23 protein-coding genes are annotated in these 22,530 nt (G+C 60.9%); 15 read left to right on the top strand and 8 right to left on the bottom strand.

Annotated features, from left to right (window positions below):
• The first annotated feature begins 39 nt into the window (after positions 1–39).
• The 7 genes from odhB (at position 40) to ACX0MV_RS08920 (ending at position 8,004) form a co-directional block, all read left to right on the top strand.
• Entirely contained in the window at positions 40–1,272 is a 1,233-nt protein-coding gene (odhB, locus tag ACX0MV_RS08950; protein ID WP_458982147.1) for a 2-oxoglutarate dehydrogenase complex dihydrolipoyllysine-residue succinyltransferase, read from the top strand.
• A gap of 65 nt (positions 1,273–1,337) precedes the next feature.
• On the top strand, positions 1,338–2,774 hold the full coding sequence (gene lpdA / locus ACX0MV_RS08945; protein WP_458982146.1) for a dihydrolipoyl dehydrogenase: 1,437 nt from the start codon (positions 1,338–1,340) through the stop codon (positions 2,772–2,774).
• Between the two features lie 201 nt (positions 2,775–2,975).
• Complete coding sequence (gene sucC, locus ACX0MV_RS08940; protein ID WP_458982145.1) at positions 2,976–4,142, top strand: ADP-forming succinate--CoA ligase subunit beta; 1,167 nt, start codon at positions 2,976–2,978, stop codon at positions 4,140–4,142.
• The gene (gene sucD / locus ACX0MV_RS08935; protein ID WP_090242057.1) at positions 4,142–5,029 is read left to right on the top strand and encodes a succinate--CoA ligase subunit alpha; all 888 of its coding nucleotides are present in this window, start codon (positions 4,142–4,144) and stop codon (positions 5,027–5,029) included. The genes sucC and sucD overlap by 1 nt, the downstream gene beginning before the upstream one ends.
• A 414-nt stretch (positions 5,030–5,443) precedes the next feature.
• Positions 5,444–6,757, top strand: a complete 1,314-nt coding sequence (gene brnQ, locus ACX0MV_RS08930; protein WP_458982144.1) for a branched-chain amino acid transport system II carrier protein — start codon at positions 5,444–5,446, stop codon at positions 6,755–6,757.
• Between the two features lie 102 nt (positions 6,758–6,859).
• Positions 6,860–7,591 carry a DUF599 domain-containing protein gene (locus ACX0MV_RS08925; RefSeq protein ID WP_458982143.1) on the top strand — a complete coding sequence of 244 codons (732 nt, stop codon included), beginning with the start codon at positions 6,860–6,862 and terminating at the stop codon, positions 7,589–7,591.
• Positions 7,588–8,004 carry an MAPEG family protein gene (locus ACX0MV_RS08920; RefSeq protein ID WP_458982142.1) on the top strand — a complete coding sequence of 139 codons (417 nt, stop codon included), beginning with the start codon at positions 7,588–7,590 and terminating at the stop codon, positions 8,002–8,004. The genes ACX0MV_RS08925 and ACX0MV_RS08920 overlap by 4 nt, the downstream gene beginning before the upstream one ends.
• Before the next feature lie 72 nt (positions 8,005–8,076).
• On the opposite strand, the gene ACX0MV_RS08915 is transcribed toward ACX0MV_RS08920, so the two are convergent.
• On the bottom strand, positions 8,077–8,367 hold the full coding sequence (locus ACX0MV_RS08915) for an outer membrane protein assembly factor BamD (RefSeq protein ID WP_458982141.1): 291 nt from the start codon (positions 8,365–8,367) through the stop codon (positions 8,077–8,079).
• Between the two features lie 127 nt (positions 8,368–8,494).
• Complete coding sequence (locus ACX0MV_RS08910) at positions 8,495–8,767, bottom strand: hypothetical protein (protein ID WP_458982140.1); 273 nt, start codon at positions 8,765–8,767, stop codon at positions 8,495–8,497.
• A 160-nt stretch (positions 8,768–8,927) separates the two neighbouring features.
• Between ACX0MV_RS08910 and ACX0MV_RS08905 the strand changes: the two genes are divergently transcribed.
• From ACX0MV_RS08905 to ACX0MV_RS08885, 5 genes are all read left to right on the top strand, one after another.
• The gene (locus ACX0MV_RS08905) at positions 8,928–9,407 is read left to right on the top strand and encodes a PaaI family thioesterase (protein WP_458982139.1); all 480 of its coding nucleotides are present in this window, start codon (positions 8,928–8,930) and stop codon (positions 9,405–9,407) included.
• Entirely contained in the window at positions 9,404–9,865 is a 462-nt protein-coding gene (locus ACX0MV_RS08900; protein WP_458982138.1) for a PaaI family thioesterase, read from the top strand. Before ACX0MV_RS08905 ends, ACX0MV_RS08900 begins: the two co-directional genes overlap by 4 nt.
• A gap of 44 nt (positions 9,866–9,909) precedes the next feature.
• Entirely contained in the window at positions 9,910–11,160 is a 1,251-nt protein-coding gene (locus ACX0MV_RS08895) for an MFS transporter (RefSeq protein ID WP_458982137.1), read from the top strand.
• 104 nt (positions 11,161–11,264) lie between these two features.
• On the top strand, positions 11,265–13,169 hold the full coding sequence (gene htpG / locus ACX0MV_RS08890; protein ID WP_458982136.1) for a molecular chaperone HtpG: 1,905 nt from the start codon (positions 11,265–11,267) through the stop codon (positions 13,167–13,169).
• A gap of 132 nt (positions 13,170–13,301) precedes the next feature.
• Positions 13,302–14,069 carry a dienelactone hydrolase family protein gene (locus tag ACX0MV_RS08885; RefSeq protein WP_458982346.1) on the top strand — a complete coding sequence of 256 codons (768 nt, stop codon included), beginning with the start codon at positions 13,302–13,304 and terminating at the stop codon, positions 14,067–14,069.
• A gap of 41 nt (positions 14,070–14,110) precedes the next feature.
• Here the strand turns inward: ACX0MV_RS08885 and ACX0MV_RS08880 are convergent, their stop codons facing one another.
• The 5 genes from ACX0MV_RS08880 to ACX0MV_RS08860 form a co-directional block, all read right to left on the bottom strand.
• The gene (locus ACX0MV_RS08880) at positions 14,111–14,899 is read right to left on the bottom strand and encodes a DUF4394 domain-containing protein (protein ID WP_458982135.1); all 789 of its coding nucleotides are present in this window, start codon (positions 14,897–14,899) and stop codon (positions 14,111–14,113) included.
• A 199-nt stretch (positions 14,900–15,098) separates the two neighbouring features.
• A complete protein-coding gene (locus ACX0MV_RS08875; protein WP_458982134.1) occupies positions 15,099–15,806 on the bottom strand; it encodes an anti-sigma factor in 708 nt (235 codons plus the stop codon).
• Positions 15,803–16,351 carry a sigma-70 family RNA polymerase sigma factor gene (locus ACX0MV_RS08870; RefSeq protein ID WP_458982133.1) on the bottom strand — a complete coding sequence of 183 codons (549 nt, stop codon included), beginning with the start codon at positions 16,349–16,351 and terminating at the stop codon, positions 15,803–15,805. The genes ACX0MV_RS08875 and ACX0MV_RS08870 overlap by 4 nt, the downstream gene beginning before the upstream one ends.
• Positions 16,352–16,447: 96 nt before the next feature.
• Positions 16,448–17,308, bottom strand: a complete 861-nt coding sequence (locus ACX0MV_RS08865; protein WP_458982132.1) for a pirin family protein — start codon at positions 17,306–17,308, stop codon at positions 16,448–16,450.
• A complete protein-coding gene (locus tag ACX0MV_RS08860; RefSeq protein WP_458982131.1) occupies positions 17,305–17,706 on the bottom strand; it encodes an OsmC family protein in 402 nt (133 codons plus the stop codon). Before ACX0MV_RS08860 ends, ACX0MV_RS08865 begins: the two co-directional genes overlap by 4 nt.
• 133 nt (positions 17,707–17,839) lie before the next feature.
• Between ACX0MV_RS08860 and ACX0MV_RS08855 the strand changes: the two genes are divergently transcribed.
• The 3 genes from ACX0MV_RS08855 (at position 17,840) to ACX0MV_RS08845 (ending at position 21,227) form a co-directional block, all read left to right on the top strand.
• Positions 17,840–18,868, top strand: coding sequence for an amidohydrolase family protein (locus tag ACX0MV_RS08855; protein ID WP_458982130.1), 1,029 nt, complete (start codon positions 17,840–17,842; stop codon positions 18,866–18,868).
• Positions 18,869–18,932: 64 nt separating this feature from the next.
• A complete protein-coding gene (locus tag ACX0MV_RS08850) occupies positions 18,933–19,394 on the top strand; it encodes a DUF3859 domain-containing protein (protein ID WP_458982129.1) in 462 nt (153 codons plus the stop codon).
• 207 nt (positions 19,395–19,601) lie between these two features.
• Positions 19,602–21,227: a methyl-accepting chemotaxis protein gene (locus ACX0MV_RS08845; RefSeq protein WP_458982128.1), complete on the top strand. Its 1,626-nt coding sequence runs from the start codon at positions 19,602–19,604 to the stop codon at positions 21,225–21,227.
• Between the two features lie 75 nt (positions 21,228–21,302).
• On the opposite strand, the gene fabB is transcribed toward ACX0MV_RS08845, so the two are convergent.
• A complete protein-coding gene (gene fabB, locus ACX0MV_RS08840) occupies positions 21,303–22,523 on the bottom strand; it encodes a beta-ketoacyl-ACP synthase I (protein WP_458982127.1) in 1,221 nt (406 codons plus the stop codon).
• Positions 22,524–22,530 lie beyond the last annotated feature (7 nt).

Below are 22,530 nucleotides of genomic sequence, written 5' to 3'. Positions count from 1 at the left end.
CCGCCTCGCAGAAAAACCGAATTTAAGGAACCACAGATAATGGCTATCGAGATCAAAGCCCCAACTTTCCCGGAATCGGTTGCCGACGGCACCGTGGCTACCTGGCACAAGAAGCCTGGCGATGCGGTCAAGCGCGACGAGCTGATCGTCGATATCGAAACCGACAAAGTGGTCATCGAAGTATTGGCCGAAGCTGACGGCGTGCTGGCTGACATCATCAAGAACGAAGGTGACACCGTGCTCAGCAATGAGCTGCTCGGTACGCTGAGCGAAGGCGGTGCGGGCGCTGCTCCGGCTCCGGCCGCAGCCCAGGCGGCTCCTGCAGCTGCCACTGCTGCAGCACCCGCAGCCGCTGCAGCTGATGACCAGCTGCTATCGCCCGCAGCACGCAAGATTGCCGAAGAGAACGGCATCAACCCGAACACGCTCGCCGGCACTGGCAAGGGCGGCCGCGTTACCAAGGAAGACGTCGTCGCGGCTGTTGAGGCGAAGAAGAATGCACCGGCTAACGCACCTGCCGCCAAGCCTGCGGCTCCTGCAGCCGCCGCACCGATGTTCGCCGCTGGCGATCGCGTCGAGAAGCGCGTGCCGATGACCCGCCTGCGCGCCAAGGTTGCCGAGCGTCTGGTCGAGGCGCAGTCGTCGATGGCCATGTTGACCACCTTCAACGAGGTCAACATGAAGCCGATTATGGAACTGCGCAACAAGTACAAGGACCTGTTCGAGAAGAAGCACAATGGCGTGCGCCTTGGCTTCATGTCGTTCTTCGTCAAGGCTGCAACCGAAGCGCTGAAGCGTCAGCCAGGCGTCAATGCCTCGATCGACGGCAGCGACATCGTCTATCACGGTTACCAGGACATCGGTGTTGCCGTTTCCAGCGACCGCGGCCTAGTAGTCCCGGTACTGCGTAACGCCGAGCACATGAGCCTGGCGGAAATCGAAGGCACCATCGCTGCCTATGGCAAAAAAGCCAAAGACGGCAAGCTGACCATCGAAGACATGACTGGCGGTACCTTCACCATTTCCAACGGTGGCGTGTTCGGTTCGCTGCTGTCGACCCCGATCGTCAACCCGCCGCAAACCGCGATCCTGGGCATGCACAAAATTCAGGAGCGCCCGATGGCCGTCAATGGTCAAGTGGTAATCCTGCCAATGATGTACTTGGCGCTGTCCTACGACCATCGCCTGATTGATGGTAAGGAAGCCGTGACCTTCCTGGTTACCATGAAAGACCTGCTGGAAGATCCGGCTCGCCTGTTGCTGGACATCTAAAAGCCAGTCTCTCCCACGGCGGTCCCGTATCAGGGCCGCCCGGTTTATTCGAGAAGGAATACGTTATGACCCAGAAATTCGACGTGGTAGTGATCGGTGCCGGCCCTGGCGGCTACGTGGCTGCCATCAAGGCCGCCCAGCTCGGTCTGAAGACTGCCTGCATCGAGAAGTACCAGGACAAGGATGGCAAGATCGCCCTCGGTGGTACGTGCCTGAACGTAGGCTGCATTCCGTCCAAGGCGCTGCTCGACAGCTCCTGGAAGTACCACGAAGCGCGTGAGGGGTTCGCCATCCATGGCATCAGCGCAGGCGACGTCACCATCGACGTACCGGCAATGGTCGCGCGCAAGTCGAACATCGTGAAAAACCTCACCGGCGGCGTCAGCACGTTGTTCAAGGCCAACGGTGTAACCCTGCTTGAAGGCCACGGCAAACTGCTGGCCAACAAGCAGGTAGAAGTCACCAGCCTGGACGGCACCACCCAGATCGTCGAAGCGCAGAACGTGATCATCGCCTCCGGCTCCAAGCCGATCGATATTCCGCCAGCTCCGGTCGATCAGAACGTGATCGTCGATTCCACCGGCGCGCTGGAATTCCAGAGTGTACCCAAGACACTTGGCGTGATTGGTGCGGGTGTCATCGGTCTGGAACTGGGCTCGGTCTGGGCTCGCCTGGGCGCTGACGTCACCGTGATCGAAGCGCAGGACAAGTTCCTGCCGTCCGCCGACGAGCAGATTGCCAAGGAAGCGCTTAAGACCCTGACCAAGCAGGGTTTGAAAATTCGTCTGGGCGCACGCCTGACGGCTTCGCAAATCCAGAACAACCAGGTTGTTGTCAGCTTCACCGACGCCGATGGCGAGCAGAAGATGACTTTCGACAAGCTGATCGTCGCCGTAGGCCGCCGTCCCGTGACCACCGACCTGCTCGCAGCTGACAGCGGTGTTGATCTCGACGAGCGCGGCTTCATCTTCGTCGACGACCAGTGCGCCACCAGCGTGCCGGGCGTTTATGCGATTGGCGACGTGGTGCGCGGCGCGATGCTCGCTCACAAGGCCTCGGAAGAGGGCGTGATGGTCGCCGAGCGCATCAAGGGCCATAAGGCGCAGATGAACTACGACCTGATTCCTTCGGTCATCTACACACACCCGGAAATTGCATGGGTCGGCAAGACCGAACAGCAGCTCAAGGCGGAAGGTGTGGCAGTCAACGTCGGTACCTTCCCGTTCGCGGCCAGCGGTCGTGCGATGGCGGCCAACGACACCGGCGGTATGGTCAAGGTGATCGCTGATGCCAGCACCGACCGCGTACTGGGCGTCCACGTGATTGGCCCAAGCGCCGCCGAGCTGGTACAGCAGGGCGCGATCGGCATGGAGTTCGGCACCAGCGCCGAGGACCTGGGGATGATGGTGTTCTCCCATCCAACCCTGTCCGAAGCGCTGCACGAAGCCGCCCTGGCCGTGAATGGCGGCGCCATTCATATCGCCAACCGCAAAAAGCGTTAAGTAGTGGTGAGAAGCAGACTCGCCTGGCTCTGGCCAGGCGAATACTGACATTCTCGCTGGAAGAACCACGGCGCGCCGCCCGCGTATCGTCTGTCGATATGCGCAAGGTGCGCCGGACTGCTCGAGAAGCAGTCACAGGTGGTGCGGCATCATGAGTGCAGCACCGTATGCGCTATACCTAAACGAAGACGGTAGACAAGCATGAATCTCCACGAGTATCAGGGTAAGCAGCTGTTCGCTGAATACGGCCTGCCCGTATCCAAGGGTTTTGCCGTAGACAGCCCGGAAGAAGCCGCAGCAGCCTGCGAGAAAATCGGTGGCACCGAGTGGGTCGTCAAGGCTCAGGTCCACGCTGGTGGCCGCGGTAAAGCGGGCGGCGTGAAGCTGGTGAAGAACAAAGAAGATGCCAAGGCCTTCGCTGCCAACTGGCTGGGCAAGCGTCTGGTGACCTACCAGACTGACGCCAACGGTCAGCCGGTGACCAAGATTCTGGTCGAGTCGTGCACCGACATCGCCAAGGAACTGTACCTGGGCGCGGTCGTCGACCGTTCCAGCCGCCGTATCGTGTTCATGGCGTCCACCGAAGGTGGCGTGGACATCGAGAAAGTCGCGCATGACACCCCTGAGAAGATCCTCAAGGCGACCATCGATCCGCTGGTCGGCGCTCAGCCGTTCCAGGGCCGCGAGCTGGCATTCCAGCTGGGCCTGGAAGGTGATCAGATCAAGCAGTTCACCCACATCTTCGTTGGCCTGGCCAAGCTGTTCCAGGACTACGACCTGGCTCTGCTGGAAGTGAATCCGCTGGTAATCAAGGCCGACGGCAACCTGCATTGCCTCGACGCCAAGATCAACATCGACAGCAACGCCATGTACCGTCAGCCAAAGCTGCGCGCCATGCACGATCCGTCCCAGGACGATCCACGTGAAGCCCATGCTGCCAAGTTCGAACTGAACTACGTGGCGCTGGAAGGCAACATCGGTTGCATGGTCAACGGTGCTGGCCTGGCCATGGGCACCATGGATATCGTCAACCTGCACGGCGGCAAGCCAGCCAACTTCCTCGACGTAGGTGGTGGCGCAACCAAAGAGCGCGTGACCGAAGCGTTCAAGATCATCCTGTCCGACAGCAACGTCGCGGCCGTGCTGGTCAACATCTTCGGCGGCATCGTTCGTTGCGACATGATTGCCGAAGGCATCATCGGCGCAGTGAAAGAAGTCGGCGTGAAGATTCCGGTCGTCGTTCGTCTGGAAGGCAACAATGCTGAACTGGGCGCCAAGGTCCTGGCCGATAGCGGCCTGAACATCATCGCGGCAACCAGCCTGACCGACGCTGCTCAGCAAGTCGTCAAAGCTGCGGAGGGCAAGTAATGAGCGTCCTGATCAATAAAGACACCAAAGTTATCTGCCAGGGCTTCACCGGCTCGCAGGGTACTTTCCACTCCGAACAAGCCATCGCCTACGGCACCAAGATGGTTGGCGGCGTGACGCCGGGCAAAGGCGGCACCACTCACCTGAATCTGCCGGTGTTCAACACCGTGCGTGAAGCAGTTGAGCAGACTGGCGCCACCGCTAGCGTGATCTACGTTCCGGCTCCGTTCTGCAAGGACTCGATCCTTGAAGCGGCCATGGGCGGCATCAAGCTGATCGTCTGCATCACCGAAGGCATCGCGACCATCGACATGCTCGAAGCCAAGGTCAAGTGCGACGAGCTGGGCGTGGTCCTGATCGGCCCGAACTGCCCAGGCGTGATCACTCCGGGCGAGTGCAAAATCGGCATCATGCCGGGCCACATCCACTTACCAGGCAAAGTAGGCATCGTGTCGCGTTCCGGCACCCTGACTTACGAAGCCGTTAAGCAGACCACTGACGCCGGCTTCGGTCAGTCCACCTGCGTCGGCATCGGTGGTGACCCGATCCCAGGCTCCAACTTCATCGACATCCTGAAGCTGTTCCAGGAAGACCCGAAGACCGAAGCGATCGTGATGATCGGTGAGATCGGCGGTTCGGCTGAAGAAGAAGCTGCTGCTTACATCAAGGCCAACGTGACCAAACCAGTGGTGTCCTACATCGCGGGTGTTACCGCTCCGGCGGGCAAGCGTATGGGCCACGCCGGCGCAATCATCTCCGGCGGCAAGGGTACTGCAGACGAGAAGTTCGCAGCCCTGCAAGACGCTGGCGTGAAAACCGTGCGTTCCCTGGCTGACATCGGCAAGGCCCTGGCCGAGCTGACCGGTTGGGAAGTGAAAAAAGCCTAAGGCTTTTTGACCTGAGAAAAGGCCACCTTCGGGTGGCCTTTTTTATAAGCTTTATAAAAGTTGTACGGCCAGGCACCGGGCCCGAGTGTGATATCCGTAGGGTGCGCCGCGCGCACCACCCACCCGTGCCGCTCTACGTTACTGATGCACTGCGTGTTTAGCGCTAGCAAGCGCAGAGCCTTTAGGCGCTGAAGTGTTATCGATGCGACAGCGGTTTACGCCAGTTCGACAGCTTGACCGGCGTCAGTGCCGTTAAAACGGCAAATTAGTTAGGCTTGCAACTATTCGCGTCTGGGCCGTCACAAGTGGCCTGCGGCGCAACAGTGGCTCAGCCCAACCGGCTGGGTGACGTTTCCCCCGATCCTTCGGGAAACCCTCGGAACTCATAACTTTCTGCCTGTGGTATTCCCTTCTATGACTCGATTGAAAGGCTCGGATCTCCTGGCCCTCGGTTTTATGACGTTTGCCCTGTTCCTGGGCGCTGGCAACATCATTTTCCCGCCCAGCGCCGGTATGGCTGCGGGTGAACACATGGGGCTGGCAGCGTTGGGCTTTCTGCTCACCGGTGTGGGCCTGCCGCTGCTGACCATCGTTGCGCTCGCCCGTGTTGGAGGGGGTATGGCGATGCTTACCGCGCCCATCGGCAGGAGTGCTGGGGCCGTATTCGCGGTAGCGGTATACCTGGCCATCGGCCCGCTTTTCGCGACGCCTCGCACCGCGGTAGTGTCCTTCGAGATGGGCGCCGCCCCCTTTACCGGCAACAACGGCACGGCGCTGCTGATCTATACCCTTGCGTACTTTGCGGCAGTGCTGTTTCTGGCCCTCAATCCTGGCCAGCTGGTCGACCGCATCGGCAAGTACATCACTCCGGTACTTCTGGCCGCGCTTCTGGTGCTGGGCGGCGCGGCACTCGTGCTGCCTGCCGGCGTGATCGGCGCAGTCTCGCCTGATTATCAGGCGGCGCCGTTCGTCCAGGGTTTTCTCCAGGGTTACCTGACCATGGACACCCTCGGCGCACTGGTATTCGGCATCGTGATTGCCACCGCGATCCGTGACCATGGCGTGACCGACAGCAAACTGATTACCCGCTACTCGGTGATTGCCGGCCTGGTCGCCGCTGTTGGCCTGTCGCTGGTGTATCTGGCGCTGTTCTACCTCGGTGCCACCAGCCAGGGAATTGCCGGCGAGGCGCAGAATGGCGTGCAGATTCTCACCGCCTATGTACAGCATACCTTCGGTACCGCGGGCAGCCTGTTGCTGGCAGTGGTGATCACGCTGGCCTGCCTGACCACCGCAGTGGGCCTGTTGACCGCCTGCGGCGAGTTCTTCAGCAGTCTGTTGCCGGTGTCCTACCGTGCGGTCGTTATCGCATTTGGCCTGTTCAGCCTGCTGGTCGCCAACCAGGGTTTGACCCAGTTGATCAGCTTCTCGATTCCGGTGCTGGTGGGCTTGTATCCGCTGGCGATCGTGCTGGTTGCGTTGAGCCTGCTCGACGGTTTTTGGCTGTCGTCAGCGCGGGTGTTCCGTCCGGTGATGGCAGTGACGCTGCTCTTCGGCTTGCTTGACGGAATTGCCGCGGCCGGTGGCAAGGCCTGGATTCCAGAGTTTTTCACGGCGCTGCCATTGGCCGACCAGAGCCTGGGGTGGTTGCTTCCGGTGCTGGTCACCTTGCTGCTGGCGACTGCCTATGACCGACTGGCCGCACGCCCGGCAACCGCTTCGGCCTGATGTCCTGTTGGTAAACGAGGCCGCTGCAATCCAGCGGCCTTTTTGTTGGCCAGCTGAAAGCCAGGGCTGTCTATAATCGCTGCGGATCAACAAGGAGCTTTCATGCCGATCAGCGATTATTACCTGCCGCACCTGCTCGCCGTTCTCTGGTTCGTGATCTGTTGGGCTGGTTATACCCGCTACGCCCAGCTCAAAGGGCGTACGACGCCCTGTCTGGCCAGTGTCCTGCACCTCTACCGGGAAGACTGGATGCGCCGCATGTTGCTGCGCGACAACCGCATCGCCGATGCCAACGTGATCGGCAACCTGGAGCGCAATGCCTCGTTCTTCGCCTCCAGCACGCTGATCATCCTCGCCGGTATTCTCACGGTGCTCGGCGCCTCGGACCGCGCGGTGTCGCTGCTCGCCGACCTGCCGTTCGTGCAGGTCGCCAGCCGAGAAATGTCCGAAGTGAAGCTGCTGTGCCTGGGCGTGGTCTTCGTCTATGCCTTCTTCACGTTCAGCTGGTGCATGCGCCAGTACAACTTCGCCGCGGTGTTGGTGGGTTCTGCGCCGATGATCGGCGAGCGGCACGTTACCGAGCAGGAGCGCAAGGCCTTTGCCGAGCGCACCGCACGCGTGATCTCAATGGCCGCCAACCAATTCAACCAGGGCTTACGTGCCTATTATTTCGGTATGGCGACGCTGGCCTGGTTTATCAATCCGTGGTTTTTCATGGCAGTCAGCGCTGGCGTGGTACTGGTGTTGTACCGGCGCGAGTTTCATTCCGATGTGTTGGAAGTAATGGTCTACACCCAGACCCCGTTCGAGCCACCCAAGGAGAAAACTGAATGAGCATTCCGTTCTGGTGCGTATTTATCGCAGCGTTGTTGATTTATCTCGCCAAAATCCCTGCCGCCAAGGCCATGAGCAGCGAAGCAGGGGGCTACGACAATCATCATCCAAGAGCGCAGCAGGCGAAGTTGACTGGCATGGGCGCCCGCGCCCATGCGGCACACCTCAACAGCATCGAAATATTCCCGCTGTTTGCAGCCGGCGTGCTGATGGCCCATACCACCGAGATGTTTGGCTGGTGGATCGATTTCCTGGCGGTGCTGTTCATCGTGATGCGGGTGTTGTACGTGTTGTTCTATCTGAAGGATATGCACTGGCAGCGTTCACTGGTCTGGATCGTCAGCCTGGCGTGCTGCCTGTTGCTGATGCTGAGTCCTGCGGTGCGCTGGTTGCTGATAAGCGGTTTGAGCTAAACGTAGTGATAGAACTGACACGCAAAATAAAGCCCGCCAATGCGGGCTTTATTTACAACGTTGCAATAACGTTTATTGACCTTCGACGGCGTCCTTGACTTCGTCGCCTGCGTCTTCCATCGCATCGCCAGCGTCGTCTGCGGCTTCTTCGATACGCTCACCAGTCGTTGGCTCGTTGCCGGTGGCCTGGTCGTATTTGTCTTCGATTGCCTCGCCGGTTTCCTCGGCGGCATCGCCCATCGATTCCATCGCCTCGGAAGCGGATTCGCTGGCGGAATCCATCTTGTCCTCAGGAGTCTTCTCGCAAGCGGCGAGGCCCAGTGTCATGGCAAGCAACAGGGCATAAGTCAGCGGTTTTTGCACGATTGAATCTCCATATTATCCGGGGACGACAAGTTTCCTTATCGTGGAAAGTTGGAGCGAACGTAAATATGAAAGTTCCCCGGGGTGGGGAGGGGGCTGCCTGCGGAGGCCCGCAGGCATTGACGTCTTACTGCTGATTGGTCGGCGGCGGGGAAACCGGCTGACCTGGAGCGGTGGTGCTTGGCGCGTTCATGTTGCTGTTTTCCTCGGCGCGTTCCCGCGCGGCTTCAGCTTCATGTTCGGCCGCTTCGTTCTGCTCTTCGGCCGCGTCTTTCATCGATTCTTGTGCTTCAGCACGCGCTTCTTGCGCGTCTTCCGCAGCTTCTTCGCCAGGCTTGTCGCACGCGGCGAGCCCAAGGGTGGCGGCAAGCATTAAGGCGTAAGTCAGTGTCTTTGGCATGGATATTTCTCCTTGCTTATTGGGTGTGGTAACGCAGATTTCGAGGCGTCTATTAGCGAATAAGTTCAGGCCGTTTAACCGAACTGAAGCAAAAGGATGCCCGGCTCCGTTGGGCTCGGTATGATTCGCGGCTTTTCTGTAGGCGCCAGTGAGGCCAGGTATGAGCGAAAACGCCATTGTTGAACGAGCCCAGCGCTTCTTGTCGGCATTGCGCCACTGCCAGGTGCTGGCCATCGACGTGCACAGCGCCAGTCGAGAGGGCCTAACGTTGCGCCTGCCGTATAGCGCGCAGATCATCGGAGACCCGGAAAGCGGGGTTATTCACGGTGGCGCCATTACCACCTTGATGGACACCACCTGCGGCATTTCGACGGTCTGCGTGCTGCCCGACTTCGAAATCTGCCCGACCCTCGATCTGCGGATCGACTACATGCGTCCGGCCGAGCCGCATAAAGATGTGTTCGGGTTTGCGGAGTGCTATCGGGTTACCGCCAACATCATCTTCACCCGCGGTTATGCCTATCAGGACGACCCGACCCAACCCATTGCGCACGTGGTTGGCACCTTCATGCGCATGGGCAAGGCCGCAGCTGGCGGCGCCCAGCTCAAACGCGACGTCGATACAGGAGACAAGGCATGAGTGGCTCGAATCCAGACACCTTTAGCCTTGATGTTCTGGTGCGCGAGGCCCACGAGCAGAACGATTACGACTCGTTGATCAGTCTGATTCCCTACGCCAAATTGCTTGGCATCGAATGCCTGCGCCTGGGGGATGATGTGGTGTTTCGCTTGCCGGCGAACCAGGACTGCATCGGCAACCCGATCCTGCCGGCAATCCATGGCGGCGTGATCGCCGGTTTCATGGAGCATTCCGCCATGCTTCATCTATTGATGTTCATGGGTATTCCACATTTGCCGAAAATCATCGACTTCTCGATAGATTACCTGCGGGCTGGCCATTATCGTGACACCTTCGCGCAATGCCAGGTCTGGCGGCAGGGTCGCCGCGTCGCCAATGTGGCGATTACCGCCTGGCAGACCAATCAAACCGAGCCGATCGCGACCGCTCGGGCGCACTTCAAGGTCGATGAACGTTAATCAGCGGCGCCCCGGGTAGCGCGGTGCCGCATAAGGAATTCTGAATGGATGCGCTGCTGATCCTGGGTGGCTTGCTGTTGATCCTGGCGGGCCTGGTGTGGTTGGTCATGCGCGCGTTTGGCACCAGCCTGCTGTGGGGCTGCGCCAGTGTGCTGCCGCCCTTGACCCTGTTGTACGTGGTGCGCCACTGGCGTCTCGCTCGGCCCGCGCTGGGCCTGAGTGCCCTCGGTTTCATTCCGCTGGTGGTCGGCCTGACGCTGATGGCCAATCAGGACTCGCAGCGGCTCGCAGCGATTTTCAGCTTGAAGTGGCTGGAGCCCGAGAAGCAGGTGCCTGCCGAACTGGCGATCAAGCTCAGCGGCGTCCTCAATGGCCAGCCGTTCCAGCCGCAGCAAGGCGAGTTGATCGATGGTTTGCTCAGCCTGCGCGAGGGCACGGATTTCTTTGCCCGCCGCGAAGTGAGCATTCGCTTACCCGAGCCGGTCGCCGGCGCCGTAAGGGTTGATGTGCTGCCTGAAGACAGCGGCGCGCTGCCCGAGGTGGAGGTGAGCTGGCTGCTGCCCGAGCAGGACCTGCCTGAAGCGCGGCGCTTGAGCCGCGGCTATACCCTGCACCTGGACCTGCAACCGGTGCCGCCCAACAAGCTGGCGGGCGATTTTCACCTGGTATTGCCGCCCCAGTTCGCCACCACGCTGAGCGGCAAGGTCGAACTCTTCACCGATGGGCTGCGTTACCGCGACGGCAAGGTTGACCGCACCATCGATTCCACCGACACGCTCGCCCATGTCGTCGAGGACTACCTGCGGCGCCGCTTCGCCACCCGCGACGTGCAGTTGCAGCCGCTGCCTGCAGTGGCATTGCCAGCCGTCAATGTTGAAGTCACCGTGGATGCACGGATTGACGGGCAGGCGCAGCAGTTGCCGATCCTGCTTAAAAAAAATCAGTCGCGGGGCTGGGCCGTCTCGGGGGACCGTTTCCCGCAACTGCCAGAAGTCGCCAGCCCGGCCGTTGCACCGTCCAGCGAGGCGCCAGCGGCCGCTGCGCCGGAGCGAGTCAGCAAGCCTCTGGATAGACGTTTGCGATTCAGCCTGGAAAGCCTGCTGCGAAGCCCGAGCCGCTATCAGAACCTGACCATGCGGGTCTTGACCGAGCGCGGCAACAGCCCGGAAGGCCGCTTTCAGGGTATCGACCCGGACGGGCGCATCGTCCTGCGTCAGCGCATGAGCGGCCAGGGCGAGGTCAGCTATACCCTGCGCCCGGAAGAAATCACCCGCATCGAGCTGCTTGAGCCCTGATCGCCAAGCGCCGGCGGCCAAGCACTTGAAATACCAAGGTACGCCCCCATTTGTATGACACCCCGCCGCCTTGCGGCTTAGTCAACAATGTGGAGTTAGCGACCATGAGTGTGGAAACTCAAAAAGAAACCCTGGGCTTCCAGACCGAGGTGAAGCAACTACTTCACCTGATGATCCATTCGTTGTATTCCAACAAGGAAATCTTCCTGCGCGAGTTGGTTTCCAACGCATCGGACGCCAGCGACAAGCTGCGTTTCGAAGCGCTGGCCAAGCCTGAACTGCTGGAAGGCGGTGCCGAGCTGAAGATCCGCATCAGCTTCGACAAGGAGGCCAAGACGGTCACCCTCGAAGACAACGGCATTGGTATGAGCCGCGAGGAAACCATTGCCCACCTCGGCACCATCGCCAAGTCCGGCACCGCCGACTTCATGAAGAACCTGTCCGGCGACCAGAAGAAGGATTCCCATCTGATCGGTCAGTTCGGCGTCGGCTTCTATTCAGCCTTTATCGTTGCCGACAAGGTCGAGGTATTCACTCGGCGTGCCGGTCAGCCCGCCAGCGAAGGCGTGCACTGGTCCTCGCGAGGCGAGGGCGATTTCGAAATCGCCACGATCGAGAAGGCCGAGCGCGGCACCCGCATCGTTCTGCACCTGAAACAGGGAGAAGAAGAATTTGCCGATGGCTGGCGTCTGCGCAACGTGATCAAGAAGTACTCGGATCACATCGCTCTGCCCATTGAGCTGCCGAAGGAATTCCACGGCGAAGAAAAGGACAAGCCCGCCGAGCTCGAGTGGGAAACCGTCAACCGTGCCAGCGCCCTGTGGACACGGCCGCGTACCGAGATTACCGACGAGCAGTACCAGGAGTTCTACAAGCACGTCGGCCATGATTTCGAGAATCCGCTGAGCTGGAGCCACAACAAGGTCGAAGGCAAGCTGGAATACACCTCGCTGCTGTACGTGCCGAGCCGTGCGCCCTTCGACCTGTACCAGCGCGAAGCACCCAAGGGCTTGAAGCTTTATGTGCAGCGCGTGTTCATCATGGACCAGGCCGATGAGTTCCTGCCGCTGTACCTGCGCTTCATCAAGGGTGTGGTCGACTCCAACGACCTGTCGCTGAACGTCTCTCGCGAAATCCTGCAGAAAGACCCGGTGATCGACTCGATGAAGTCGGCGCTGACCAAGCGCGTGCTGGACATGCTGGAAAAATTGGCGAAGAGCGAGCCGGAACAGTACAAGGCGTTCTGGAAGAACTTCGGCCAGGTGCTCAAGGAAGGCCCGGCGGAAGACTTCGCCAACAAGGAAAAAATCGCAGGGCTGCTGCGTTTCGCCTCGACTCAGAGCGATGCGGGCGAGCAGAGCGTCAGCCTGGCCGACTACATCGGCCGCATGAAGGAAGGTCAGGACAAGGTCTATTACCTCACCGGCGAGTCCTACGCCCAAGTGAAGAACAGCCCGCACCTGGAAGTTTTCCGCAAGAAAGGCATCGAAGTGCTGCTGCTCACCGACCGCATCGATGAGTGGTTGATGAACTACCTGACCGAGTTCGACGGCAAGCACTTCGTTGACGTGGCCCGTGGCGACCTCGACCTCGGCAAGCTGGATTCGGAAGAAGACAAGCAAGCCCAGGAAGAAGTGGCGAAAGCCAAAGAGGGTCTGGTCGAGCGCCTGAAAGGTGCCCTGGGTGAACAGGTGGCCGAGGTGCGGGTGTCCCATCGCCTGACCGATTCACCGGCAATCCTGGCAATTGGCGAGCAGGATCTCGGCTTGCAGATGCGCCAGATTCTTGAGGCCAGCGGGCAGAAGGTGCCGGAATCCAAGCCGATCTTCGAGTTCAACCCAGGTCATCCGCTGATCGAGAAGCTGGACGCCGAGCCGGATGAAGACCGTTTCGCCGACCTCAGCCACATCCTGTTCGATCAAGCCGCACTGGCGGCCGGTGACAGCCTGAAGGACCCGGCAGCCTACGTGCAGCGGCTGAATAAGCTCCTGGTAGAGCTTTCTGCCTGACACGCGCCGTAAAGAAAAAGCCCGCATTTTGCGGGCTTTTTTCTTGGCGCTTTCCACCCAGACGCTACTGTTGCTGAGCAATTCACTCAACGGGAATTCAGCGTGATGAACAAGACATTTATTCCTCTGGCGATGGCGGGCATGGTGGGGTTTGCCGAGGCGGCCGTAGTGGTCAAACCGGTGGCTTATGAAATCGACGGCGAGGCCTTCGAGGGCCGTTTGATCTATGACGATGCGGTGACCACGCCGCGCCCTGGGTTGGTGATGGTGCCAAACTGGCTTGGCGTGACTGACCAATCGGCGGAGAAGGCCGCCCGCGTCGCTGGCGACAAGTACGTGGTGTTCATGGCGGATATGTATGGCAAGGCCGTGCGCCCGACCAACCCGGATGAAGCCAAGGCAGCGGCGACCGCAGTGCGAAGTGATCGCGCATTGATGCGCAAGCGGGCCAGTGCGGCGGTCGAAGTGCTGAAAAACCAGGACAGCGTGGCGCTGGACAGCAGCAAGCTGGGCGCGGTCGGCTTCTGTTTCGGTGGCGGTGCGGTGCTGGAACTGGCCCGCTCTGGCGCGGACCTGCAGGCGTTCGTGTCATTCCATGGCAACCTCGATACGCCCAATCCCGCAGATGCGCAAAACATCAAGGCGCCGGTTCTGGTGCTGCATGGCGCTGACGACCCTGCCGTTCCCCAGGCTCAGGTCGATGGGTTCGTTGCCGAGATGAAAGCCGCCAAGGCCGATTGGCAACTGGTCAGCTATGGCGGCGCGGTGCATTCATTCACCGATCCTTACGCCAAGGTGCCCGGGCGCAACGAATACCACCCGGTGGTGGCGCGCCGCTCGTTCGCGGCCATGAACGACCTGCTGGACGAAGTGTTCTCAAACACGGCTAAAGCGCAGTAATGAGGCGGCGAGAGGGCATTGCACCCTCTCGCTGCCAACTTCTACGGGGTAGGCAGAACGGCGATGTCGATGATGTTTTTAGGCAAGCCGGCAATGTCGCCCAAGGTGGTGGGCTTGCCGTTGGCCAAGTCCATCGTATGTAAGGTTTTGCCGGTCAACAGATAAGCCGTATTGCCGTCCTTGCCATCGCTGGCAATATCCAATGTTGCGGTTTTTAGGCCATCGACGATCGTGCCGAGCGCTTGCTGCACGCCATCGTTCGGCGGGTTCTGCAGCATCAGGTTGCTGCTGGCCAGGTCGACGGTATACAGCGAGGTTGCCTTGGTGCCTGCATAGGAATTGCTGTAGGCGCCGGCTACCACCTGAGCGGTCTTACCTGCGTAAGGGCCATCGGCGGCGTAGGCGACCGAGCCGTCAACCACCACTTCGCCCGTTTCGACATTGACCCGGAAGCTGCTGCCATCGGGACCGAGCAGACGCAGTTTGTCAGCGACCGGGTTGAAGTCAACCACAGCCTGGCCATTGCCGGCCAAGGTTTTGCTCAGCTTGGCCGCCATGCTTGCATTTGCGTTGGTCATATCCAGGGTATACAGCTGGTTGTCCGCGCCCAGTGCGTAAAGCGTGCCATCGAGGGGGCGAATGTCGAAGCCTCGTAACGTGGTCGGCGCCGTTACCCGCATCGTGGCGGTGACTTTCAGCGTCTGCGTGTTGATTTTGAACAGGTGGCCGTCGGCGCTGAGTGCAAGTAACTCAGCAGCGCTGGCGGCGCTGGCGGCGCTGGCGGCAAGGCCAAAGGTGGCGACGGTTAGCAGCGTGTTGAACGTGTTCATAAGCGTCCTCTCATGGAACAGTTAGCATCGATGCAGCGGCCGAGATCACTCATGCCGTGCAGGTGCCTCGATGAAACACCTGATAGCTATACCCGCGAGAGACGGTCTGGATGTCGAGAAGGAAGATTTTTTTCAGATGTTCTTGTTGAGCCTGTTGGCGGCGCCGGAGCCTGCGCCCCAAACGCCCACCAACAACTGATCAATTGGCCGCGAGAACCGCCCGGCCGATGTACAGCACCTTGCCGGTAGGCCGGTTGGTCGGCGAGCCGCCGGCTGGCTCCAGCGTCAGTTCGAACAGCTGGCCGGCCTGCACGGCGCCGATTTGCTCCGGCGTCAGTTTCAGACTCTGCCCAGGCTGGACCAGGCCCAGCGAGCGTGGTCCGCTGGCCGGATCGACCAAGGTCCAGAATTGCACGGCGCGATCCGCAGGAATTTGATCGGCCACCAACGGCCGCAGGCTGAGGTCGCCATCTGCGTCGACATGAACCACCCAACCTGGTTTGGCCGCTTCGCCTGGTGCTTGCAGCACGGCGGTATAGCCGCTCGGCGCGGTCGTAGGCCGCCAGACACCGGGCAACAGCGCGAGAACCAACGCAGCCGCGAGCGCCGCGCTGGTCAGGCGCCAGGTCGTCAGGCTGTTCCACCAGCTTTGTCGAGGGGATGCGGCACTGGCGGCCGTAAAGCCAAGGCTGTTCTGCAATCGCGTCCAAAGTTGCAGGGAGGGTGACTGGGGCGGCAGTTGGTCGGTCAATTCGAGCAACTGCTGCTCCCATTCGAGGGCCATCCGCGCGGCGTCCTCGTCCTGATCGATCAGTTTGCGCACTTCGGCCGCTTGCTCGGCGTCGAGCAGGCCCAGAACATATTCGCCGATTAGCGCCCGGCGTTCGGCAGGCTGTTGCGTGATCATGCGTGCAAACACTCCTGCAAGGCGCGCAGACCCGCGCGGATACGTCCCTTGATCGTGCCCAGGGGCGTCGTCAGGCGCTGGGCGATCTGTTCGTGGGTCAGGCCACGGTAAAACGCCAGCAGGATCGGATGGCGGCGGTTGCGCTCCAGACCCTGCAGGCAGTTACGCAGTTGCCGCTGCTCGGCCTGCTGGGCAACCAGGTCGGCCGCCTGCGGACCCTCATCGGCCAGCCGTTCGATGAAGTCGTCATCCAGCTCGACCGTCCGCTTGCGGCTGCGCAGCTGATTCAGCGCGCGGTAGCGCAGGATGCTGTAGAGCCACGCGCGCCCGCTGCCAATGGCGCGCTGGAAGCGCTCGGCATTGCGCCATATCAGTACGAACGCATCGTGCACGCAATCCTCCGCTTGATCACGGCGGCCGAGCAGGGTGATCGCCAAACCGAGCATCTGTGCTGCCTCTTGCTGGTAAAGCGCCTGGAAGGCACGCTCATCGCGGCGTGCACAGGCCTCGAGATGGCTTTCGTAGTCGAACATCGGCTCCGGCATGTACAAGATTCCTGAGAGAGTTGCCGCCACCAAGCCTTATACCCGAGCGCCGGCGCCTTGGATGTGCCGAAGTGAAACAATTTATCGCAGCGTCGTTCAGCGTTTCTGTTCGATACGCTCGCGCTCGCCGGGTACCTGCGGCCAATCGTTCCGCGCCCAGCGCCCGCACGCCTGTTCGATCAACGCCGGATCGCTGGCGACGAAATTCCACTCCATCCGCCGCGGCCCCAGGGGTTCGCCGCCGAGCAACACCAGGTGGCTGCTCTGGCAGGCGCTGAGGATGAAGGTACGGCCCTGCGGCAATACCAGCAAACCGCGCTGCGGGACATGCTGGTCATCAAGCAGGGCTTCGCCGTCGATCAGGTAGAGCGCTCGTTCGCTGTGCTCAGCGTCCAGTAACAGGTTTGCGCCGGCAGCCAGCTTGAGTTCGGCATACAAGGTGGGAGAGGTGACCGGCACCGGCGACTCCAGGCAAAACCCCGTGCCCGCGATCAGGCAGATTTCCACACCCATGCTGTCGCTGCGCGGCAGGCTGTCTGCCGGGTGATGGCTGTAGCTCGGCTCGCATTGCTCCAGTGCCTGGGGCAAGGCCAGCCAGGCTTGCAGCCCATGCAGGCGCGACCCTGTCGCGTGCAGCGCCGCCGGGGTGCGTTCGACATGGGCGATGCCTCTGCCGGCGGTCATCCAGCTCACCGCGCCGGGACCGACCGACTGGTCCGTACCCAGGCTGTCTCTGTGCTGCAACTCACCTTCAAACAGGTAGGTGAGGGTGGACAGACCGATATGCGGATGCTGGTTGATGTTCATGCCCGAGCCTGCGGCGTAGGTCTTTTCCAGCATATGGTCGAAAAACACGAATGGCCCGACGCTGCGGCATTTGGCCGATGGCAGCGGGCGCAGGATCGGTTGCCCGCTGATGTCCTCAAGGCGCGGCTGGATCAGCAGCGGCTCGTTCATGGCGCGCTGCCGTTGAGCTGGGTGGTGATCTGCACGGCGCTACCGGCCAGCAGTTTGTGAATCGGGCATTTATCGGCGATACGCAGCAGTTGCTGACGCTGTGCATCGTCCAGCTCGCCATGCAGGGTCAACTCGACCGCGAGGCGATAGGTTCCCTGGCGTTCTTCGCTGTCGTCGCGGCTCAGGCGCACGTCCACGGCCGTAAGCGGCATGTCCTTCTGCTTGGCATACATGGCCAGGGTGATCGCCTTGCAGGCGCCGAGGGAAGCGTCGAACAAATCATGTGGCTCTGGTGCGGCCGACCCGCCGCCGTAAGCCACCGGCACGTCGCTGAACAGCGTATGCGGGCCTATGTTGATACGGTGCAGAAAACCTTTTTCATTGCTGATGGTGATCATGTCGGCTCCGGAAAACATCGAGTTGAGCGGCCATCCTAGTTCACCGCTGGCGTAGCCGACCATACTGGCGCTGCGGCAACCGCTGAACTTGGCCCGCACCGCGCGAGTCTATGTTGCTCATTTCGTCAGGAGCATGCCCTTGCCCGTCTTTCACTTGAGTGTCGCCTTCGTCGCCGCCCTGTTTGCCCACGGCCTGCAGGCCCGCGATTACCGCTACAGCGACGCCCATCTGCACTACGTGGATTTCTTCCAGGAAAGCGCCGGCATGGACACCCTGCTCGAGCGGATGGCTGCCGCGAATATTCAGCACGTCATGCTGTCCGGTATTCCAGTGGCGAAGAAGTGGGACGAGAACGAGCCCAAGCGGCCGCGCTATTACGCGGGCGACGATGCCAATGCCTACTGGTACAGCGCCACGGATGTGCTTGTCGCTCACGCCTACAAGAAGCTGCCGGCCGAGCAGCGCGAGCGCTTCCATCCGTTTCTCTCCGGCTTCAACCCCAACGACAAGAATGCCGATGCGCACATTCGGCGCATGCTCGAACTCGACCCGGGACTGTGGCAGGGGATCGGCGAGATCTTCACCCGCCACGACGACCTGACCGCGTTGATCCATGGCGATGCGCCGCGTGCCAGCAACGAGGCGCTGGCGCGGGTTTTCCACCTGGCCGCTGAGTTCGACCTGCCGGTGATGCTGCATTCCAACATCACCTCCAAGCGCGAGCGCAACCCGCTCTATCTGCAGGAAATCGAAGAGCCGCTGCGCAATCATCCGCACGTTCGCTTCATCTGGGCGCATGCTGGCACCAGCATGGAAATCCACCGGCACCAGAAGAAACTGGATTTCCTGCTGCCGACCCTGGAGCGGATGCTTGAGGAGTACCCCAATCTGTACATCGACCTGTCCTGGACCATGTTGCGGCCTTATCTGCTCGACAAGCAGGGGCGCGCCGATCCGCAATGGGTGCGCCTGGTTAGCAGCTATCCGGCGCGCTTCATGCTCGGCTCCGACGTGGTTGGTCGTTTCGACAGCCTGGGCGAATACATGACGGGCTTCGATCCGTTTCTCGATGCGTTGCCCGAAGCGGTCGCGCATCAGGTGGCTCACGACAATTTCCTCGCCGTTTTGCCGCGTCGGGTGCAGGCGGAGCTGCTCGACTGAGCTGTCATTTTCCTGTCATGCCGGTGTCATAGGCTCGCCTCCATTCAAAACCGGGGAGCGAGCTATGCGATACAACCGTTTCAGCCTACTGATGGCGTTCATGCTGAGCGCCCCTCTGGCCAGTGCCGAGGTCCGCGTCGAAGGTGCGGTGGAGTATGGGATCTTCAGCCAGTACGAAGACTTCGAGCCAGGGCAGCGGGTGCTGACTCGCAGCAACCAGGAGATCCAACGCACCGACGTGATTCCCGCCAAGCTGGGCACCAAGTTCGGTGTGCGTTACAGCCTCGCCGGCAAGGTGATCAACGATTCACCACTGACCTTGCTCTACCTTACGCCGGGTGTCGTCACGGCCGAGGGCAAACGCCATGACAAGTTCGTCGTCACCCAGGCGCTGGTTCCTGGCACCGCCCAGGAAGTCATGGCGTTCGAGTTCAGCGAGCCCCATGAAATAGTCGCCGGAACCTGGCACTTCATGGTGTTTCAGGATGACCGCAAACTGGTCGAGCAGCGTTTCGAGGTGCGCTAAAAGGTATCGAGCGATGCCTGCTGGTTGCCGTTCCGCTTGCCAGCGAATCCGGACTGAATCGCGATGACCACTCATCGAACTGAGGTCCGGCATCGCTTATTCCAACTATTTTTTCTTCAGCCGCAAGGCTATCTGCCGATAGCAGGGCGAACGCGCTCTACTCTGAATTTTCAGATAGCTATCTAATCGTCGCTGAAGGGAAAGACCATGTCGCTTAGAAACCTCAATATTGCTCCGCGCTCGGCGCTGGGGTTCGGCCTGATAGGCTTGATCGTTCTACTGTTGGGACTGTTCGCGCTGAACAAGATGGCGGATATGCGCAAGGAGGCGGATGCGGTCGACAACGTCTGGCTGCCCAGCATCACTGCTCTGGCGGAGCTGAATGCCAGCATGTTGCGCCTGCGCGCGCTGACGCTGCGCATGGTGGTCATCGAAGACCAGCAGGTGGTCAACAAGACCGGGCAAACCCTGGCGCAGTTGGCCATAGAGGTCGGGCAAAAGGATGCCGAGTTCGAAAAGCACCTGTCCTCCAGCGAAGAGCGCGCTGCCTATCAGCGTTTCAAAGAGGGCATGATTGGTTACCTGCAGCTTCAGGCGCAAGCTGTCGAGCTGGTCAAGCAGGGGCAGCGTGATCAGGCCGTCGCCATCCTCAATGGTGAAATCAACGGCTATGCAGACACCCTGACCATGGCATTACGGGAGCTGCTGGTGATCAACGAGGAGGGCGCCGACCAGGCTGCGGCTCGAGCCAACGAGGCCTACGAAAGCGGCTTTTTCTGGGTGATGGTCACCATTGTCCTGGCGGCCTTGATCACCACGCTATTGGCCTGGCTGTTCACCCGCAGTATCGTCGGGCCCCTGGGCGAAGCCGTGCGCGTGGCCGAGACGGTGGCCTCGGGCGACCTGACCCAGCGCATTCAGGTCGAGGGCAAGGACGAGCCTGCTCGTCTGCTCACATCGCTCAAAGCCATGCAGCAGAACCTTCGTTCGACCATCCAGAGCATCGCTGACTCATCCAGCCAGCTGGCCTCGGCCTCAGAAGAGCTGACTGCGGTCACCGAAGACTCGACACGCGGCCTGCATCAGCAGAACAACGAAATCGAACAGGCGGCAACGGCGGTCAACGAGATGACCACCGCTGTCGAAGAGGTTGCGCGCAATGCGGTGACCACCTCGGAAGCTTCGCGCGAATCCGACCGCACCACCCAGCGTGGCCGCGAACAGGTGCGCCAGACCGTCGACTCGATCAGCCACCTGGCCGATGACGTGACCACTACCGCCGACCAGGTCGAGCAACTGGCTGACAAGGTGCGCGATATCAGCCAGGTGCTGGATGTGATTCGTTCCATCGCCGAGCAAACCAATCTGCTCGCGCTCAACGCCGCCATTGAGGCTGCTCGGGCGGGCGATGCCGGGCGTGGGTTTGCCGTGGTTGCCGATGAAGTGCGGGCACTGGCGCATCGCACCCAGCAATCAACCCAGGAAATCGAGCAGATGATCAGTGGCATCCGCCAGGGCACCGATCAGGCGGTCAACGCGATGCAAAGCAGCAACAGCCGCGCGCGTTCGACCCTCGATGTGGCCAAGGCCGCCGGGCTCGCGCTGGAAGAAATTGCCGCGGCTATCTCGGAGATCAACGAGCGCAACATGGTGATCGCCAGTGCCTCGGAAGAGCAGGCGCAGGTTGCCCGTGAGGTCGACCGCAACCTGGTAAATATTCGCGATCTATCGCTGCAAAGTTCAGCGGGGGCCAACCAGACCAGCGCTGCCAGTCAGGAGCTGTCGCGCCTGGCGGTTGCGCTTAGCAACTTGATCTCGCGTTTTACCGTCTAGGGAGCAGTGGCGGTGTAACCGATCTGGCAAGAAAAAAAACGGCGCCCTGGGGGGCGCCGTTTTTTGTGTGCTGATTTACTGACCGGTCCAACGTTTCATGACCAGGGTGGCATTGGTGCCACCGAAGCCGAAGCTGTTGCTCATGACCGTATCGAGCTTGGCGTTCTCGACGGTACTGCGCTGGATCGGCAGGTCAGCGATTTCAGGGTCGACTTCATCGATGTTGACCGAGCCGGCGATGAAGTTGCCTTCCATCATCAGCATGCAGTAGATCGCTTCCTGCACGCCGGCGGCGCCCAGCGAATGTCCGGACAGGCTCTTGGTCGAGCTGATGGCTGGCGCCTTGGCACCGAACACTTCGCGCACGGCGCGGCTTTCCGCGACGTCGCCAACCGGGGTCGAGGTGCCGTGGGTGTTCAAGTAGTCGATCGGCGTATCGACGGTGGCCAGGGCCTGCTGCATGCAGCGCACTGCGCCTTCGCCGCTTGGCGCGACCATGTCGTAGCCATCGGATGTCGCGCCGTAGCCGACGATTTCCGCATAGATCTTGGCGCCGCGCTTGAGCGCGTGTTCCAGCTCTTCGACTACCACCATGCCGCCACCGCCGGCGATGACGAAACCGTCACGCTTGGCGTCGTAGGCACGCGAGGCTTTTTCCGGGGTCTCGTTGTACTGGGTGGAGAGGGCGCCCATGGCATCGAACAGGAAGCTCTGGCTCCAGTGTTCTTCTTCGCCGCCGCCAGCGAAGACCATGTCCTGCTTGCCGAGCTGGATCTGCTCCATCGCGTTACCGATGCAGTGCGCGCTGGTGGCGCAGGCCGAGGAGATCGAGTAGTTGATGCCCTTGATCTTGAACGGAGTGGCCAGGCAGGCGGAGACGGTGCTGCCCATGGTGCGTGGCACCCGGTATGGACCCACACGCTTGACGCCTTTCTCGCGCAGGGTGTCCATGGCTTCCATCTGGTTGAACGTGGACGCGCCCCCGGAACCGGCGATCAGACCGATCCGCGGGTTGGAGATGTCTTCGGCACTGAGGCCAGCATCCTTGATCGCCTGTTCCATCGACAGGTAGGCGAACGCAGCGGCATCGCCCATGAAGCGGTAGACCTTGCGGTCGATCAGCTCTTCAAGGTTGAGGTCGACGGAGCCTGACACTTGGCTGCGCAAGCCTTTCTCGGCGTATTCCGGGTTGAAGCGGATACCGGAACGGCCAGCACGCAGGTTAGCGGAGACGGTCTCTTTATCATTGCCCAGGCAGGAAACGATGCCCAGGCCGGTAATCACGACGCGACGCATGCAGAGA

It is taken from the genome of Pseudomonas cistanchae (genome assembly GCF_054483635.1).
The sequence above is the reverse complement of the archived record's forward strand: the minus strand, read 5'-3'. Positions and strand labels throughout refer to the sequence as shown.

Bases quoted from the DNA above. Each gene is read 5' to 3' on its own strand.
- odhB (WP_458982147.1), top strand. From the start codon at position 40: ATGGCTATCGAGATCAAAGCCCCAACTTTCCCGGAATCGGTTGCCGAC.
- lpdA (WP_458982146.1), top strand. From the start codon at position 1,338: ATGACCCAGAAATTCGACGTGGTAGTGATCGGTGCCGGCCCTGGCGGC.
- sucC (WP_458982145.1), top strand. From the start codon at position 2,976: ATGAATCTCCACGAGTATCAGGGTAAGCAGCTGTTCGCTGAATACGGC.
- sucD (WP_090242057.1), top strand. From the start codon at position 4,142: ATGAGCGTCCTGATCAATAAAGACACCAAAGTTATCTGCCAGGGCTTC.
- brnQ (WP_458982144.1), top strand. From the start codon at position 5,444: ATGACTCGATTGAAAGGCTCGGATCTCCTGGCCCTCGGTTTTATGACG.
- ACX0MV_RS08925 (WP_458982143.1), top strand. From the start codon at position 6,860: ATGCCGATCAGCGATTATTACCTGCCGCACCTGCTCGCCGTTCTCTGG.
- ACX0MV_RS08920 (WP_458982142.1), top strand. From the start codon at position 7,588: ATGAGCATTCCGTTCTGGTGCGTATTTATCGCAGCGTTGTTGATTTAT.
- ACX0MV_RS08910 (WP_458982140.1), bottom strand. From the start codon at position 8,767: ATGCCAAAGACACTGACTTACGCCTTAATGCTTGCCGCCACCCTTGGG.
- ACX0MV_RS08905 (WP_458982139.1), top strand. From the start codon at position 8,928: ATGAGCGAAAACGCCATTGTTGAACGAGCCCAGCGCTTCTTGTCGGCA.
- ACX0MV_RS08900 (WP_458982138.1), top strand. From the start codon at position 9,404: ATGAGTGGCTCGAATCCAGACACCTTTAGCCTTGATGTTCTGGTGCGC.
- ACX0MV_RS08895 (WP_458982137.1), top strand. From the start codon at position 9,910: ATGGATGCGCTGCTGATCCTGGGTGGCTTGCTGTTGATCCTGGCGGGC.
- htpG (WP_458982136.1), top strand. From the start codon at position 11,265: ATGAGTGTGGAAACTCAAAAAGAAACCCTGGGCTTCCAGACCGAGGTG.
- ACX0MV_RS08885 (WP_458982346.1), top strand. From the start codon at position 13,302: ATGGCGGGCATGGTGGGGTTTGCCGAGGCGGCCGTAGTGGTCAAACCG.
- ACX0MV_RS08880 (WP_458982135.1), bottom strand. From the start codon at position 14,899: ATGAACACGTTCAACACGCTGCTAACCGTCGCCACCTTTGGCCTTGCC.
- ACX0MV_RS08875 (WP_458982134.1), bottom strand. From the start codon at position 15,806: ATGATCACGCAACAGCCTGCCGAACGCCGGGCGCTAATCGGCGAATAT.
- ACX0MV_RS08870 (WP_458982133.1), bottom strand. From the start codon at position 16,351: ATGCCGGAGCCGATGTTCGACTACGAAAGCCATCTCGAGGCCTGTGCA.
- ACX0MV_RS08865 (WP_458982132.1), bottom strand. From the start codon at position 17,308: ATGAACGAGCCGCTGCTGATCCAGCCGCGCCTTGAGGACATCAGCGGG.
- ACX0MV_RS08860 (WP_458982131.1), bottom strand. From the start codon at position 17,706: ATGATCACCATCAGCAATGAAAAAGGTTTTCTGCACCGTATCAACATA.
- ACX0MV_RS08855 (WP_458982130.1), top strand. From the start codon at position 17,840: ATGCCCTTGCCCGTCTTTCACTTGAGTGTCGCCTTCGTCGCCGCCCTG.
- ACX0MV_RS08850 (WP_458982129.1), top strand. From the start codon at position 18,933: ATGCGATACAACCGTTTCAGCCTACTGATGGCGTTCATGCTGAGCGCC.
- ACX0MV_RS08845 (WP_458982128.1), top strand. From the start codon at position 19,602: ATGTCGCTTAGAAACCTCAATATTGCTCCGCGCTCGGCGCTGGGGTTC.
- fabB (WP_458982127.1), bottom strand. From the start codon at position 22,523: ATGCGTCGCGTCGTGATTACCGGCCTGGGCATCGTTTCCTGCCTGGGC.